Source organism: Polyangium sp. 6x1 (genome assembly GCF_029946515.1).
In the GTDB taxonomy this organism is placed as follows: domain Bacteria; phylum Myxococcota_A; class Polyangia; order Polyangiales; family Polyangiaceae; genus Polyangium.
The window spans coordinates 1-16,404 of the sequence record NZ_JARZHH010000083.1 but is presented as its reverse complement, the minus strand read 5'-3'; the positions used below and the strand labels follow the sequence as shown (position 1 = coordinate 16,404).

The following is a 16,404-nucleotide window of genomic DNA, read 5'->3' as shown; positions in this document are numbered from 1 at the left end:
GACTACGTTGTTTCCGGAGGGGCCTTCGGCGGCAGGAACGCCGCTGGATCCAGCCCGTCCGCCTCCATTGCGGCGCAGTCCACCAACCGAGGAAATGGAATGCATCCTCGCTCCCGCAACGTGGCGGACCAGCGCTCGGCAAAACGATGCGCCACCTCCTCGCGCTCCCGCTCGGGCTGACTGTCGTATGCGTCATGCAATTCCAGGAGGTCGCCTCCCAGCAGCTCCGGCCGTACCACCCGGTCCCAGAAGTCCACGAGGTGCCCAAGCTCGTGGAGCAGCGTCCGGTACAGCAGGACCCGCCGCAGCCCCTCCAGCCCGAAGGTCAGGTGGTGCGCACGTTTGTCGGAGTGCACTTCGTCCGCCTCCTCCCGCAGGCGACCAAGCTCTGCCTCTTGCTCCACATCGAGGCGCAGGCTCCTGCGTAGCCGGAGCGGCACCGGCTGCGCATCCAGATATATCGCGGGACCCTGCACCGGGCCGAGCTCCAGGTGCCATGCGAGGCGCCCCCAGCAGCGATCGAGGATGACTTGCTTGCGGCTCGGTTGCCGCAGAATCACACCGGCCAGGCCATACCCCTCCGGCGCCTCCAGCACCTCTTTCGGCAACGCCGAGAGCACGGTGACCACGTCGTCCACGGTGCAGGGGTGCAGGAAGCCGCGTCGCGGGCGCTGGACCACGAAATGCAGCGGCCTCCCGTGCACGTCCCGGCGCACCGTCCGATAGCTGCGAATCTGGGCCCAGGAGGGGCCGTCTCCCCAGCGGCTTGGGATCACCAGGCAGTTCTTTTGCCCATGCCCCGCCTTCGGCGTACCGATGTTGCGGTTCCGACGTGTGGCATTCCAGCCAGGCTTGGGCTGCATCACCCCATGGTACGCGGAAGGCGGAAGCCAATCCAGTCGCGTGGCAAAGGATCTGATCGGCCAAGACCATCCCCGGCCCCACGCGCCGCCGGCGCCTTCTTGCGCGCTGTCAAGGACCGCTATTCAGCAACTTCGAGCTTCTTGCAGCACTCCTCGTCCTTCAGATCGCAGCCCTTCCGATAGAACGCAGCGGCCTCTTTGGCGGAGTGTTTCTCGATCATCATGCCAGAATAGCGACACGATTCCCTCTTGGTAGTGCACGTTGATGTCGTCGGTGGAGCCCGAGACCTTATCGACGCGCCAGCCACCGGCATAATGGACCTCGCGCCCCCTGAGCGCCGCCTTGCCCGTTTTGTAGCAATCGAGCGCCCGCTCCGAGATCTCGCACCGGTACTTGCACTGCTCCGCGGTCTGGCAAGAGCCGTCCTCCGTCTCCGCAATCTCGGCGCGCTTTTTCTTCAGGTCTTCCTCGAGCGCCGCCTGCTCGGGGTCATAAATGAGCTTCCCGAGTCCAGACAAGTTACATGCGGAATTCGTGAGAGAAAGCGCGACGACGAGCCACGTCGTCGACCAGAATCGCTGGGGCGCTTGCATCCGCGCGAAGATACCGTCGCAGAAGTGCAAGGGAGGATTACGGTTTTTTATCACGCTCGGTCACTCATTCTTCGAGCACGCGAATCACCCGTTGCGCCTTCACAATTTCGAGCGCCCAGGTTCGCTCCGCGGAGAACAATCCGGTGTGATACTCGAATTCCAAAACTACGCGCTTGGCTGAATCCCCTTGATGGCAGCCGAATTCTACACCGCGAAGCTTCCCGGGGGGTTCGTCGCGCATGCTCAGCTCGCTGTCGGGGGTGCGACACTGGGCAAGGACCTGGCCCACCGTGAGCCCAATCCACGAGGTCGACGCGTCCTTCATCGATTCGGCTCGAACCTCGTGTTCCTGGCGGCTTCCACACGCAGCGCATGCCGCGCAGAGGAAGAGCAACACGATCGGGGACAAGGAGCCCTTCATCACGGATTTCACGCGATGCTCTCCGGCCACGCGCTCACTCGTCGAGCCGGACCCGGATCACGATGCCGCCGAGGACGTCACCGACCCGGAAATCCTTCCGCCGGCTGTCCGGGTGATCATTGTGGCACTTGACGCAAGCCTCGACGACGCCCTTGTCGGGATAATACGCAGAAAAATACTTCTTGCCGCCGATCGTCTCATCTGCGTAATGGCTCTTCCCCGTCTCGGCGACGATCCGGAGGCCGACCGTTTCGCTCTCCGTGCGCGGGCCATTCTGCTTGTTGATCGGCCAGGGCGAGAGGAGCGCATAACTGAAGAGCGCGTCCTTGTTCTGGCTGATCGTCTCGGCGCTCATGCGGAGCATTTGCGCGGGCAAGGGCAGCGCCTTGTCCTCGCGGAAATGTTCCTTCGCCTCGATGAGCTGCTCTTGATACTGAAGCCGGTCGACGACCGCGCTCGCGTAGGCCTCGCGATTGGCGGAGATCACCGCGAAGAGCGTGTCGGTCATCTCCTGCGGCGTGAGCTTGCCGTCGCCACGCCCGCCGCCGCATCCCGACGACGCGAGCACGAACAGACCCAGCGAAACGCAGGCGACCTTTTCGATCCGCTTCACGACGCGCCTCCGCTCCGAACCCTCCGCGGAGACGAGGCGCGCCGTCGTTCGTCCTGACGCCTGCGATCGAAGGAGAGCGCGTGCCGGCAGAGCAGCGCATTGACGAGGGCGAGGACGACGGACGCGACGAGCGCGACCTGGGGCGTCACGAGGTCGTTGCTGTAGAGGGCCTCGAGCGAGGCCGCGACGAGCCATAGCTGGATGGCGGAGAGGATGCCGATGATCGCGTTGACGCCCGAAAGAAGCGTCGAACCCTGGCCGGAGAGCACTAGCTGTCCCTCCCGACGGCGAAGACATCGTCGCCGTGCTGCTCGATCCATACCCGAGGCAGGCGCCGCAAAGGCGGGCCTGCGACGGGACGGCCGTCGTTCACGTCGAAGCGCCCTCGGTGGCAAGGGCAAAGAAGCTCGTCCTTTTGCGGCTGGTGCACGACCGCGCAGGAGAGGTGCGTGCAGACCTGCGAATACGCGCGCAAGGATCCGCTCTGCGTGCGCACGAGGATACAAGGGTCCTCGTCCGTCGGATACCGGAAGAGCATGGAGCCGCCCGTCGGGAGATCGGAGGCTTTGCCGATCCGCGCCGCCTCGCCCATCTGCCCCGGTTTTCGCACCCAGCGGGCGACGGCGGCGATGGCCCCGTTGACGAGGACGAGCAGCGCCGAGCCGATCGTCAGCGATTTCGCGAACTCGCGCCGCGCGACATAACGATCGTCCACCGTGCCGATGGGAAAATGCTCACGCCCGGGCACTCGCCCGCCCTCACTCGTGTCGTCGTTCTCCGCCATCAGCCGTCCTCCGAAAGCAGCGCCGCCACGTCGTCCGGCTCGGCCACCTTCGGCCGGCCGCCGAGCTCGATGAGATCGACGTGCACGCGGTCTCGCCCGCGCGGCACGACGACAGAGACCTTGGTTCGGACCTCCTCGCCCTCGCCGAAGACCCAATGGTTCAATGCGGTGCCGCGCCGCGTCCGTTCGAATTCCTCGATCGTCATGTACGACAGCGCCTGCGAGGGACAAACCGTCGCGCACATCGGCTTCTTGCCGATGCTGGTGCGGTCGTAGCAGAGATCGCATTTCATCATCTGATCGATCTCGCCGAAATACTTCGGCACGCCGAAGGGACAGGCGAGCACGCAATTCGAGCAGCCGATGCAACGAGGCGCCAGCGCGCTTTGCACGACGCCGTCCGGGGTCTGCTTGATGGCGTCGGCGGGGCAGACGCGTGCGCAGATCGGATCCTCGCAGTGCATGCACACCTGCGGCGCCGTCTGCACGCTGTCACGGCGGCGGATGGTCTCGAGGTGGATCATCGCCTGACCCTTGTGCGTATCGCACTCCTCGCAGGCCTGCACGCAAGCCTGGCAGCCGATGCAACGCGCGTAATCGATGAAAAGCGTCCGCTCGCTCAACGCGCCCCCTCTCGGTCCGAAGCGCGACGCACGCGAACGGCGCAGATCTTGTATTCCGGGATCTTCGAGACCGGATCGAGCGCGGGAATCGTGCACCTGTTCGCCGAGCGCTCGTCCGGCCAGTGATAAGGAACAAACACCGTATCGGGCCGGATGGTGTTCACGATCATGGCGCGCACGACCAGCGAGCCGCGCCGGCTCTCGACCTCGACAGGCTCGCCGTCCGAGACGCCGAGCTTCTGCGCGAGCCGCGGGTGCATCTCGCAATACGGGTCGGGGGTCTGCCGGACGAGGCCGCCGATCCGTCGCGTCTGGTTGCCGGAGAGGTAATGCGCGACGACGCGGCCCGTCGTGAGCACGATCGGGTACTCCTCGTCCGGCTCCTCGGCCGCGGGCCTCCACTCGACGGGCTGGAAATGCGCCTTCTTGTCCGCATGCCCGAAGATACCGCCCTCGTAGAGCCTCGGCGTGCCGGGGTGGTCCTCCGACGGGCACGGCCAGAACACGCCGTAGTTTTTCTCGATTTTTTCGTACGTGATGCCAGCGTAATCGGCGATGCCGCCCTTGGAAGCGGCGCGGAGCTCCTCGAAGATCTCCTGCGGCGAACCATAACGGAATTTTTCGCCTTGGCCGAGGCGCTCGGCCAGGTCGCAGAGGATCCGCCAGTCCTGTCGCGCCTCGCCCGGCGGATCGACGACCTTCTTGTGCAGGATGACGCGCCCCTCGACGTTCGTCGTCGTGCCCGTGTCCTCCTCGATGAGCGAGCCCGGCAAGAGGACGTCGGCGTGGCGCGTGGTCTCGGACATGAAGAAATCAATCGCGCCGAAAAACTCGAGCTTTTCCAGTGCTTCGCGGATGAACCCCTGGTTCGGCAGGGAGACCATGGGGTTGAAGCAGAGCGAGAAGAGGCCCTTGATCTTGCCGGCGTGGATGGCCTCGAAGATCTCCATCGCGGAGATGCCCTTGCCCGGCAGGGCCTTTTCGTCGATGCCCCAGACGGACGCGATGTGCTTGCGGTGCGCGGGGTTCTCGATGTCGCGCGCGCCCGGGAGCTGATCGCATTTCTGCCCTTGCTCCCGCCCGCCCTGGCCATTGCCCTGGCCGGTGATCATCGCGTATCCCGAGCCCTCCTTGCCGATCCTGCCCGTGGCGACGCAGAGATGGATGGCCGCCATGCAATTGTCGACGCCCTTGGAGTGGTGCTCGATGCCGCGCGCATGCAGCAAAAAGCTCGATTTTGCCGGCCCCCAGAGCTCCGCCGCGCGGACGATGAGCTTGGGAGGGATCCCCGCAATCTTCCCGGCATACTCGGGCGTGTATTTCGCGAGGATCCGTTCGAGCTCCGGAAACCCGGTCGTGTGCTCGTCGATGAACGCTCGGTCGATCCACCCGCGTTCGAGCATCACGTGGAGCATGCCGTTGAAGACGCCGATGTCGCCGCCCGACCGGACGGGGATGTACAGGTCGGCCGTGCGCGCGATGGGCGTCATCCGCGGGTCGAGCACGATGATCTTCGAGCCGTTCTCCCGCGCCCGCCAGAGGTAATCCGTCGTGATGGGCGCGCACTCGGCGACGTTCGCCCCGGCGATGAGGATGACCTCGGCCTTGGGGATGTCGCTCCAGGGGTTCGCCGCGCGATCGATGCCGAGGACCTTTTTCGAAGCCGCCGCCGCGGAGACCATGCAGAGCCGGCCGTTGTAATCGACGTTTGCCGTGCCCAGCACGACGCGCGCGAGCTTGCCGACGAGGTACGCCTTCTCGTTCGTCAGCGACGCGCCTCCGAGCACGGCGAACGAATCCGGGCCATGCGCCTCTTGCACGCGCCGGATGGCCTTCGCGACGCGGTCGAGCGCCTCGCCCCACCCGATCGGCACGAAGCCCCTGCCCTCCGCGCGCACGAGCGGCGTCTTCAGCCGATCCGGGTGCTCGTCCTGCATGTATCGCTTGACGCCCTTGGGGCAGAGCTTTCCTTGATTGAACGGAAACTCTTCCCAGGGCTCGAAGCCGATGATCTTCTCGTCCTTGACCTTGAGCTTGATCCCGCATTGCTGCCCGCAGAAGCAGCAGTGCGTCTCGACGACGCGATCCGGCTCGCCCGCCGCGGAGAAACCGCCGGGCGGCAGGCTGTACGGGTGCGGGCCGAACTCGTCGATGAGCCGCTCCTTTACGATCGGCAGCTTCGCCATCACGCCTCCTCGCGGGCGTTCGGGCGCCGCGCGTCTCGCCAGAGCCCGTCCTGGAGCAAGGCGAGGTTTTTCCTGCGACACGGCGGACAGACGTCCTGGTAATGCCTGCCCGCGCGGAGCGCGTACCGAATCCCCACCTCCGCCTGCACGCGCTTCAGATCCGCGATCTGCATCGCAGACGCGAACGGCTCCCCGCAACGCACGCACCGGGCCTGCTCCCCCGCCGCCGCGACCTCGCGGTAGACGTGAATGCCAAGCTGCGTCGGCCGCTGCACGATATGAAACAGCTTGCCGAACGGCACGTACAAGAGCAGGAGCACGACGGTCACGGCGTGCACCTGCGAGAGGGAATCGTACTTGTAGCCGTTCATGAACTGCGTCGATACCGTGAGGAGCAGCCCCGTCGCGGAGATCGCGAACAAAAGGACGAGCGGCACGAGATCCGTGGCGCCGTCCTGCACGGCGAGCACACCACGATCGCGCCCGCGCCGATAGAGCGCGAGCATGACTCCGACGATCACGAGCCCCGCCGAACCGACGAGCGCGTTGAACAAGAGCGACGCGAGCGGGCTGTCGAGGCTCGTCCGGAACACGCGGACGCCGAAGACGAACGCCTCGTAGATGTTCTGCGAGTCCCGCGCCGTCTCGAACCGGATCCAGCCGAAAGAGAGCGGGAACGTGATCCCGAACGCGAGGATGCACCCCCACATCAGGCAAAAATGCGAGGCCCAGCGCAGCGGGGAACGGCGGAAGACGAAGCGCTGCGTGCCAACGGTCCGGAAAGCGCCGCGAAGGAGGATGGCCCAGCGAGAGACGATCTTCCCGGGCGTGAAGAGGAGCGAGAGGGTCTGTCGGAAGTAGCGGTACGTCGGAGGACGCCCGAGCCACGTGGCGTATCGGTACCCGAGCGCGAAGGCGGCAAACGCGGACGCGGCCGCGTACGGCACGAGCGCGGTGTCGAAGTCCTTGAACCTGCGACTGCCGACGTACATGCCCAGCACGACGAGCGTCGCGGCCGAGAACCCAACGAATGCCGCTCGGCGCCCCTCGCGCGATGCAGGCAGATCAGAGCGCACCGAGGCATCCTAGTCGAAGGTTGCGGCTCGAGGGAAGAGGGAAGACGATGCGAGAGCTGCGACACAAGCCTCGGGGCTTGGTCGAAATGCTGCGCTCCTATCCGGACGCGATCGTGACCGGGACGAACTCGCTCGTGCCGAACAGCTCGACGTACGCCGTGTAATGTTCTCGCGGGCAGGACGCGGCGAGCGCGCAGCGGGCGGCTTCCGCGCACGGGACCGTGGCCGCTCCGAGCGCCCCTTCGGCCTCGCTCGGGCCGCTTTCCCTGCGGATCACCGCGGCGAGCGCGCGCGCCGGCTCGGCCGCGCCGGCGGACGGGAGCGGCTCGCTCCCGAGGCGTTCGGCGTGGAAGCGCACGCAGGGATGGCGCACCACGGAGGCGAGCGATGCGAGCGCCTCGGGACGCCTGTCCGGCGGCAGGACGCCGAGCGTGCGCACGACCTCGGTCACGATCGCCGTCTCCGGGAGCGCGGCGGCCCTGTAGGCCGCGTCCGCGGCGGCGCGGAGCGGATAAACTGGCTGGCTGAAGAGGGACAAACCCCTCGCGTTCGCGAATGCGACGAGCGCCGTCCATTCGTGCATGTTGTGTCGCGTGGTCACGGTCGCGAGCGCCACGTGCGCCGATCTGCCGTCGGCGAGCAGCCCATCGAGCGCCGCGAGCACCTCGGCGTGCGAGCCTGGGCGGCCCGTGACCGCGTCGTGGACCTCGGCGGTCACGCCGTAGATCGGCACGACGACGCGCGTGCCTTCCGGCGCGCGCGAGAAGAGCGCCCGCCGGAAATCCGCGTCCGCGAGGCGCCGCGCAGGGCCCATGAGGGTGAGGCGCTCGAAGCCGTGCTCGGCCACGCTCTCGACGAGGTCGAGGATGCGCGAAAAAGCGAGCGGATCGAGGCCATTGAGCTGCACGCCCGTGGCGCCCCGCTCGCGCGCGGCGCGCATGCGCAGCCGCAGCCCCTCGAGCTCGGCCTCCCCCTCGTCCTGCGCCGGCACCACGGCCTTGATCGGGCAGAACACGCAGGCCTGGCCGCACTCGGCGTCGATGTGCAGGTGGAGCGTACCAGCGGCGTCGATGTCGGCGGACGCGGGCGCGGAGGAGCCCGCCGCGGGCGCGGGCACCACGAGGGCGCGCACCTCGTGCACGCGGCGAGGCACCCGCACCTTGCGCGCCCCTGCCCGCTTGAGCGCGACGAGCGCGGCGAGCCACGCGCAAAGCGAGGCCGCGGCCACGGGCACGTCGTCCTCGACACCACGATGTTCGTATTCGTGCAGGCCCACCGCGACCTCGCCGGCCACCGCGAACGGCGGCGAGACCGCGTCGCGCGCTCCGAACCGGACGCGCAGCGAGCGCCTGTCCTCGACGTGCGCGAACGTCAGCACGCACGCGCGCAGATCGAGGCTCGTGCGGCGCGGGTTCGGGGGCAGCTCGATCGACGCGAGCACGTGATCGGCCACGGCCTCGCCGCCCACGCGGACGTTCGGCGCGAGCCAGGCCGCGATCCCGGGCGGATCGAGGAAGAGGTCGTCCTCCGCGGCGGCCACCGCGCGGAAGGCCTCCCCGAGCCAGGGCGGCCGCGCGGCGAGCACCCGGGAGAGCCGCCCCCGGAGCGCCTCGCCGTCGCCCTCCTCGGGCCCGAGGAGCAGGTGCGGGAAGAGCGCGAGCAGCGGCAGGAGGAAGGCGTGTGCGCGGCCGAGCGAAAGCGCCGCGACCGCGTGCGCGGCCTCGAGCGAGAGGCCGCCCGGCTGATCGATGCGCACGTCGCCCACGGGGCTCGCGAGCGAGGGGCGAGCGATCGAGCGTCGCGCCGAGAGCCGCAGCCGGAACGAGGCAACGGGCCCCGAGCGCGCCAGGTACAACGCGACGTCCCCGCGCTCGTTTGCTCCCACGCGGGCGACTTCCCAGCCGGGCGGCGCGAAGGCGCGGAGGGTCGCCTCCGGCGGAGGGAAACGAGGGACATCGAGCATCCCCCGCATCCTCTCATCCATTTCGGCAGAAAGCCCGCGAGAGGACGCTGGTCGCCGCACCCGCGACGCCGACGGGGGTTCGCCTGCGTGGCCCGCGGCCTCCCGAACGCCTTCGGTCTACGCGGACGTGCGCTCTTCCACGTCGATCCACACCCGTTCCATCGTGCGCTTCAGCGGGCGCGGATCACCTTGCGTGGCCGTGGCAACAGGGATGGCGCCGGGGGCATCGGCGAACGCCGTCCGACCGTGCAGGACCCTGTCGTCGAGCGCGATCAGCATTTCACCGGCCCCGAGCCGGAATTGCATTTGAAGCTCGGCGATTTCGAGGCTCGCATCCAGCATGTCGAGCGCGACGACTTGCTCGTCGGTGTGCTCCACGCCTCGCGCCGCGTTGCCTGCATCGATGCACAGCCTGAGGTAACGCACGGTCGTACGCCCCGATATCGTCCGAAACACCGGCGACGTATAATCGCGGTTCGGGAACAGCATCGATCTCAGGTGATACTCGTGCTCCAGCACGGCGAGATGGTGCGGGAACCGATCCGAAAGGAACCGGTAGAGCCGATCGACCGGCACGAGGACGGTCTCCCCGCCCAGCATGGCCGGCGCGATGCAGGCCAGCAGCAGGCAGTTCCATCGGTCCGGCGAGCTGGCGCGGTCCGTGTGCAGGGTGCCTCCTCTGGAGGTTTGCGTATAACGCACGTTCTGTCGGTCACGCGCGTTCCGGTTGTAGACCATCGTGACCGGATCGCCGCCCTCGTTCTGGGGCATGACACGGCCGAGGAGGTGTGCGACGAGCCGCGTCGCGACCCGGCATCCCCATGCCCCGTGATGCGCCATCCATGCAGGATCGAGCTTCAGGACCAGGAAGTCGTCCTTCCACAGCATTCGCCGCAGACGCTCGACGTCCAGATCGAGCGGGCCCGCGGACAGCGCGCTCGCGGCGTGGGTCCAGTCGACGGCGTCGAGCTCCCGCGGCAGCGTCGACAGCGCTCGCGTCAGGCACGCTGTGCTCTCCGCGGACAGGGATACATATCGTTCGTTCATACCGTGGCACTCCTCGTGACGGGCTGTCCGCTTCGACGCGGCGCCGTCGTCCTCACACGTGGCCGAGCTCCGCCGGATCGCTGGAACGGCTCTGGGGACCTTGGACGCGAAGGGCAATGCGCCCCTTGTCCGCGCTGGACCCGAAGCGCCGGTCGAGCGCACGCGCCGCGCGCGCCCAATCTTCGTTCGTCTCGACGGAGCCGAGCTGCTCGACGACGAAGGGATCCTTTTGCCACGCGAGCATGCGGCGCCACATCTCGTCGAGAGGCTGCTCGAACGCGCTGCCCACCTTGGCCTCGTAAATCGGGAATGCCCGCATGCGTCCGTCCGGCTCGATGTGCCCCACGGACGGCGGTGTGGCGCAGTGCTCCGTGTGGAGCCGATAGCCTCGCACGTCGGCGATCGAGATGCGCGCATCGCCATGGCTCCGTTTCTGAAGGGCCGGGCCCGAGGCACACAGCGCTCGGTTCTGCTCGTCGGTGAGTATTTCTCGCGCCGCGAACGCCTCCTCGGCGGCGAGGCCGCTGGGCATTGCCATCGCGAAGCGGACGTCGTCGAGCCCCGGGAAGCGCGCCGTGACATCCTCGACGAAGCGCTCCACCTCGCCGAGATTGCTACGGACCACGGTGTAATCGATTCCGAGCTTGTAGCATTGCCCGTCGCGGCCTCGCTTGAAGGCGTCGAGTTTCTCCAGGGCAGCCATTGCGCGTCCGAAGGACCCGCTGCGCCCCCGCAGCGCATCGTGCGTCTGCTCCGTCCCGCCGTCGACGCTCACGCACACGCTCGTCACCGACGTGGCGAGCCGCTCCGCGTCGGCCTCTTCGAGGGTCCACCCGCTCGTGAACAGCGTGACCTCGGCGCCCGCATCGTGGATGCGCCGCGCGGCCTTCGCCCAGTTTTTCACGACGAGCGGCTCGCCACCGCTCAGCGACACGCGCTTCGGTCGATCTTCTGCGATGATCTCCGCGATCCGCATCACGTCGTCGTCCCGGTTCCCAGCGGGGCGTCGCCCTGACTCGGAGTAGCAATGCGCGCACCGCAGCGGGCACGCATACGTCATATCCCAGATGAATTTTTCGAAAACCATCAAAACCCTCCACGAAGCGGCGTCGTCCTGGCCGCCCGAGGTAGCTCCATCGCAACGTTCGAGCCAGTATGCGGATGTCGTGCTGGACACGGGCTTCGGAGAGCGCGTCCGCTGGAGCAGACACGTGCAAGGACGCGCGTCCACTGGAGCGGACCATGGACATGTGGAAGAGGCACGTCGCGATCGCTTGCGGCCCGCTCGGGGTCGACGAGAGCGTAGTCGTGAAGGCGCGTGCCCGTTTGGGCCTTTGAGCCCTCACCTCGACCGCGCCGATCGGGAGGGTCTGTCGAGACCATGCACGGCAAGCTGCCGCAGCAGCGCGACCAGCGCATCGGCAAGGGTCGACCTCGTCCTCGGCGACGGGCTGCGCCGTTCAGGCGTGCTAGGAAGAGCAAAGCCGAATGACCGACCTCCGCGGCAAGACCCTCGCCGGCACCTTCTTCCACGCGCCCGTGCTCGGCACCATCGAGGTGCTGAAGGACGCCCTCGTCGAGATCGACGAGGCGGGCCGGATCGCCGCTGTGACCCGGTTGGGCGACCCCCACCACGAAGGCGCCCGGAGCTTCGCGTCAAGGGCCGGCACGCTGGTGACGCTCCCCGAGGGCTCCTACGTGATCCCCGGCTTCGTCGACCTCCACATCCACGCCCCGCAATACCCGCAGCTCGGCAAGGCGCTCCACGTGCCGCTGGAGATCTGGCTGCGCCACACCTTCCCGCTGGAGGCCCGCTACGCCGACGTTGCCTTCGCGCGGAGAGCCTACGAAACCCTCGTCGCCGACCTCCTCGCGAACGGCACCACGACGGCCCTCTACTTTGCCACGATCCATCAGGAGGCGACCCGCCTCCTCGTCGACATATGCCTGGAGAAGGGCCAGCGCGCCCTCGTGGGCAAAGTCGCGATGGACAACCCGCAGGAATGCCCGGACGATTATCGCGATGCCTCGACCGAGGCCGGCCTCGAAGGCACGCGATCGCTCCTTGAATATGTGCGTGCCCATCCGGCGAATGAGAGCGGGCTCGTCCACCCCGTCGTGACACCGCGATTCGTACCCTCCTGCACCGACGCGATGCTCGAGGGCCTCGGCGCCATCGCCAGGGAAAGCGGCTGCCACGTCCAGACGCACGGCTCCGAAAGCGACTGGGAACACGGCTATGTGCTCGCGCGCCACGGCGTGACGGACGCCGAATGCCTCGATCGCTTCGGCCTCCTCACGCGACGATCGATCCTCGCCCATGCGAACCTGATCACGGCCGACGACATGGCCCGCATCGCCGCCCGCGGCTCAGGGGTCGCGCACTGTCCCCTGTCGAACGCGTATTTCTCGAACGCCGTCTTCCCGCTCCGCGCGGCGCTTGCAAAGGGCATCCGCGTCGGCCTGGGCACGGACATTTCGGGCGGCCCGAGCGCCTCGATGCTCGACGCCTGCCGCATGGCCGTCGTCACCTCGCGCATGCTGGAGAGCGGCGTCGACCCGGCGCTGCCGCCCGAGACGCGCGGCCGGCCCTCGTCCCGCATCGACATCCGCGACGCCTTCCACCTCGCGACCGCCGCGGGCGGCGACGCGCTCGATCTCCCGATCGGCCGCTTCGCGCCCGGCTACTGCTTCGACGCCGTCCTCGTCGACACCGCTGCCCCGAACGGTATGATCCGCCTCTTCGACGAGGTCGACGATCCGGAGGACGTCCTCGCGAAGATCGTCTACACGGCCTCCCGCGCGAATCTCGCCGAGATCTGGGTCGCCGGGAGACGGGTCGCCGGGGCGGGGTGACGAGCCTCTGAGCGCGAAATGATCGACGCGGACAAACGTTTCCACGAGCGCTGGTTCGGCGTCGCCCCCGATCAAGAGCACCCCGCCCTCCGCGCCGAGCGCCGCAAGCGCAGCGGCGACGTCACCACCGAGCTCTCCCGCCAGGTCTTTGAAGCCCTCGAAATCTTGCTCGCCGGCTTCGTGGCCGCCGAGGAGCGCGACGGCACGAAGGCCCTCCACGCCGCCCTCGCGCGCGAGGGCGACCACCTCTATGCCGGACTGCTCACGCTCCTGCTCCGGCTCGTCTTTTTGCTTTCTTGCGAGGCGTGGGGCCTGCTCCCCGTGGAACACCCCCTCTTCACCGAGAACTACAGCCTCCTCGGCCTCTTCAACGCGCTTCGGGCCGACCACGAAACCTCCCCCGACACGATGCTCCGCCGCTTCGGGGCGTATCCGCGCCTCGTCGCCCTCTTCCGCGCCGTCTTTCTCGGCGTCACGCATGGCGACCTCCACATCCCGCCGCGCCGCGGAACGCTCTTCGATCCGGCCGTCCATCCTTTCCTCGAAGGCCGGGCGCCCGCCGCCGGGCCCGAGGCGCGCGCGGCCCTCGTGCTGCCGAGCATCGACGACGGCACGGTGTATTCGGTCCTCGAAAAACTTCTCTATCTTGGAGGCCAGCGCCTTTCGTACAAGGCGCTCGACGTCGAGCAGATCGGCAGCGTCTACGAGGCGCTCATGGGTTTCTCCGTGCGCCGCATCGAGAGCGGCGCCGTCCGCATCAAGCTCGGCCACAAGAAAGGCGCGGCGCGCGTCTGGGTCGAGGCCGCGCCGCTGCTCGTGGTGCCCGAGAATCAACGCGAGCGCTGGCTCAAGGACGAGCTCGCCTTCGACAAGGCCGTCGCCGCGAAGATCGCCGAGGCCGTGACATCCGCGCAGACGGTGGACCAGGCGCTCCTTGCCCTCGAACCCCTGAGCGGCAAGACGCCCGAGCGCGCGAGCGCAGGCATGCTCGTGATTCAGCCCGGTCCGGAGCGTCGGCGCACGAGCAGCCATTACACGCCGCGCGAGCTGACCGAGCCCATCGTCGCGCGCACGCTCGCGCCCTTGATCGAGGCCATGGGCGATTCTCCGAGCTCGGAGGCGCTCCTCCACCTCGTCGTTTGCGACCCGGCCGTGGGGTCGGGCGCATTCCTGGTGGCGGCATGCCGGTACCTCGCGGATCAAGTCGTCGCGGCGTGGACGCGGGAGGGGGCGCTTTCGAAGGTGGCGAGCGCGCACGAGGACGTGGTGAACCACGCGCGGCGGCTCGTGGCGCAGCGGTGTCTGTACGGGGTCGACAAGAACACCTACGCGGTGCAGCTCGCGCGGCTCTCGCTCTGGCTCGTGACGATGGCGCGGAACGAGCCCTTTACGTTCGTGGACCACGCGATCCGGCACGGGGATTCGCTTCTGGGATTGAGCTTCGAGCAGATCCGGGCGTTCCATTGGAAGCCAAAGTCGCAGGTGGACTCTGCTGGATTGCTCGCGGAGGCGCTGGACGAGGCGATCGGGATCCGGAAGCGGATCCTCGGCCTCGCGAACGAGGGGACATTCGAGGCGCAGCGGGAAAAGGAGCGGCTGCTCCTCGACGCGGAAGACGCGCTCGGCCGGGTGCGGCTGATCGCGGATCTCGTGGTGGGCGCGTTCTTTTCGCAGAAGAACGACAAAGACCGCGAGAAGGATCGTCGTCTTCGGCTCGATCGGGTCACGGCATGGCTCGCGGCGGAGAAGCGGGGGGATGTTTCCGAGGCGGAGGGAATCCTCGCGGAGCTTCGGGGGATGCAAGCGGAGCTCTGGGCGACGCAGGCGCCATTCCACTGGAGGCTCGAGTTTCCGGAGGTCTTCGGGCCGGGGCGGCCGGGGACGGCCGGGGTGGACGCGTTCATCGGCAATCCGCCCTTCGCGGGGAAAAATGCGCTGAGCGCCGCGCGCGGAGGCGACTACCTCGCGTGGCTCCAGCACCTTCACGAAGGGACGCATGGAAATGCCGACGTCTGCGCGCACTTCTTCCGGCGCGCCGTCGATCTCTCCGGCCCGGACGGTGCCGTGGGCTTCGTCGGACCCGTGTCGATCTCCGAAGGAGATACGCGGAGCACGGGCCTCAAGCCCATCCTCGAAGCCGGCGGGCGAATCTTCGCCGCCCGGCGCAACGGCCCCTGGCCCGGGGGCGCCGACGTGCGCATCAGCATCGTCCACCTCGCACGCGGGCGCCTGGCGCTCCGCACGCGCCCCGAGCTCGACGGACGGCCCGTGGAAGGAATCACGTCGCGCCTCCAGGCCGGGCGCGAGCGGAGCGACCCGACGCCGCTCGCGCGCAACGCAGGCCTCGTGTACGTGGGCATCATGCTCGGAGGCAGTGGATTCGAGCTGCGCGAGGCCGAGGCCGCCGAGCTACTCCGGAGCAGCCCCGGCGCCGCCGACGTCGTGCGCAAGCTCCTGGGAGGCGAGCAATTCAACGAATCCCCGCGCCAGGACGCGTCCCGCTGGGTGATCGATTTCGGCGAAATGTCTCTCGACAGAGCCCGGCAATACACGCGGCCGATGGCCATCGTCGAGGAGCGCGTGAAGCCGCTGCGCGATCGCAACGCACGCGCCACACGTCGCGAAAAGTGGTGGCAATTCAGCGAGCGATCGGTGGCGCTCTCCTCGTCGCTCCAGAGCGCGACCGAATGCATCGCCGTCGCGCAGAGCGCGCGCCACACGGCCTTCGCAATCGTCCCTGCACAGCAGGTCTTCATCAACACGATGTACGTATTCCCATCGAGCAGCGCCACGCTGCTCGCCACGCTGCAAAGCCGGATCCACCTCGCGTGGGCCATGTTGCTCGCCTCGACGCACGGAGGCCTAGGGACGGTCGTCCGTTATCGCGCCGACGAAGTCGTATCGACCTTCCCCTTCCCCGCCCCCGACCCGCGCGCCATCCTCCCCCCCCTCGAATCCATCGGCAAAACGCTCCACGAGACCCGCGCCCACTACATGGCAAGCACGAGCCAGGGCCTCACGAAGACCTACAGCGCCCTGAAAGATCCCTCCTGCGAGGCCCCCCGCATTCTCGACCTGCGCGCCCTCCACGAAGAAATGGACCGCGCCGTCCTCACCGCCTACGGCTGGAGCGACCTCCCCGTCCCCCCCTATTGCGCCCACTCAGGCGAGGACCGCGCCGCACAGCAGCGCTTCGAGGACGAAGTCATCGACAGGCTCTACATGCTCAATGCAACGCGCGTTGAAGCGGAGGAGGAGGAGGCGCCTAGCTGGGGCTTCGCCCCAGGCCCCACCAGGGGCTGTCCGCCCCTGGACCCGGACCAGCGCAAGCGCTGGACTCGGGGTCGATGAACTGCGCGATGCGCAGTTCATCGAACG

The 16,404-nt window shown here is 67.9% G+C and carries 14 protein-coding genes; 2 read left to right on the top strand and 12 right to left on the bottom strand.

All coding sequences use genetic code 11. The features are described 5' to 3' along the window. Positions 1–2: 2 nt before the first annotated feature. The 12 genes from QHF85_RS43165 to QHF85_RS43110 form a co-directional block, all read right to left on the bottom strand. A complete protein-coding gene (locus QHF85_RS43165; RefSeq protein ID WP_281333317.1) occupies positions 3–863 on the bottom strand; it encodes a hypothetical protein in 861 nt (286 codons plus the stop codon). Between the two features lie 123 nt (positions 864–986). Beyond that, positions 987–1,457: a hypothetical protein gene (locus QHF85_RS43160; protein WP_281333316.1), complete on the bottom strand. Its 471-nt coding sequence runs from the start codon at positions 1,455–1,457 to the stop codon at positions 987–989. A 64-nt stretch (positions 1,458–1,521) separates the two neighbouring features. After that, entirely contained in the window at positions 1,522–1,908 is a 387-nt protein-coding gene (locus QHF85_RS43155; RefSeq protein ID WP_281333315.1) for a hypothetical protein, read from the bottom strand. A 4-nt stretch (positions 1,909–1,912) separates the two neighbouring features. Next, the gene (locus QHF85_RS43150) at positions 1,913–2,491 is read right to left on the bottom strand and encodes a DUF3365 domain-containing protein (protein ID WP_281333314.1); all 579 of its coding nucleotides are present in this window, start codon (positions 2,489–2,491) and stop codon (positions 1,913–1,915) included. Continuing rightward, positions 2,488–2,760 (bottom strand): DUF6755 family protein, encoded by a 273-nt coding sequence (locus QHF85_RS43145; protein WP_281333313.1) that lies wholly within the window; start codon positions 2,758–2,760, stop codon positions 2,488–2,490. Before QHF85_RS43145 ends, QHF85_RS43150 begins: the two co-directional genes overlap by 4 nt. Continuing rightward, a complete protein-coding gene (locus QHF85_RS43140) occupies positions 2,760–3,275 on the bottom strand; it encodes a Rieske 2Fe-2S domain-containing protein (RefSeq protein ID WP_281333312.1) in 516 nt (171 codons plus the stop codon). Before QHF85_RS43140 ends, QHF85_RS43145 begins: the two co-directional genes overlap by 1 nt. Further along, entirely contained in the window at positions 3,275–3,898 is a 624-nt protein-coding gene (locus QHF85_RS43135; protein ID WP_281333311.1) for a 4Fe-4S dicluster domain-containing protein, read from the bottom strand. Before QHF85_RS43135 ends, QHF85_RS43140 begins: the two co-directional genes overlap by 1 nt. Beyond that, positions 3,895–6,084 (bottom strand): molybdopterin-dependent oxidoreductase, encoded by a 2,190-nt coding sequence (locus QHF85_RS43130; RefSeq protein WP_281333310.1) that lies wholly within the window; start codon positions 6,082–6,084, stop codon positions 3,895–3,897. The genes QHF85_RS43135 and QHF85_RS43130 overlap by 4 nt, the downstream gene beginning before the upstream one ends. Continuing rightward, entirely contained in the window at positions 6,084–7,160 is a 1,077-nt protein-coding gene (locus QHF85_RS43125; protein WP_281333309.1) for a hypothetical protein, read from the bottom strand. Before QHF85_RS43125 ends, QHF85_RS43130 begins: the two co-directional genes overlap by 1 nt. Positions 7,161–7,257: 97 nt before the next feature. Then, positions 7,258–9,123: a hypothetical protein gene (locus QHF85_RS43120; protein WP_281333308.1), complete on the bottom strand. Its 1,866-nt coding sequence runs from the start codon at positions 9,121–9,123 to the stop codon at positions 7,258–7,260. A 117-nt stretch (positions 9,124–9,240) separates the two neighbouring features. Next, positions 9,241–10,170, bottom strand: a complete 930-nt coding sequence (locus tag QHF85_RS43115) for a TauD/TfdA family dioxygenase (protein WP_281333307.1) — start codon at positions 10,168–10,170, stop codon at positions 9,241–9,243. Between the two features lie 52 nt (positions 10,171–10,222). Next, positions 10,223–11,257, bottom strand: coding sequence for a radical SAM protein (locus tag QHF85_RS43110; protein ID WP_281333306.1), 1,035 nt, complete (start codon positions 11,255–11,257; stop codon positions 10,223–10,225). Positions 11,258–11,658: 401 nt separating this feature from the next. On the opposite strand from QHF85_RS43110, the gene guaD reads away from it, so the two are divergent. Together guaD and QHF85_RS43100 are read left to right on the top strand one after the other, a co-directional pair. After that, on the top strand, positions 11,659–13,026 hold the full coding sequence (gene guaD / locus QHF85_RS43105; RefSeq protein ID WP_281333305.1) for a guanine deaminase: 1,368 nt from the start codon (positions 11,659–11,661) through the stop codon (positions 13,024–13,026). 18 nt (positions 13,027–13,044) lie between these two features. Continuing rightward, positions 13,045–16,377, top strand: a complete 3,333-nt coding sequence (locus tag QHF85_RS43100) for a DNA methyltransferase (RefSeq protein ID WP_281333304.1) — start codon at positions 13,045–13,047, stop codon at positions 16,375–16,377. Positions 16,378–16,404: the final 27 nt, after the last annotated feature.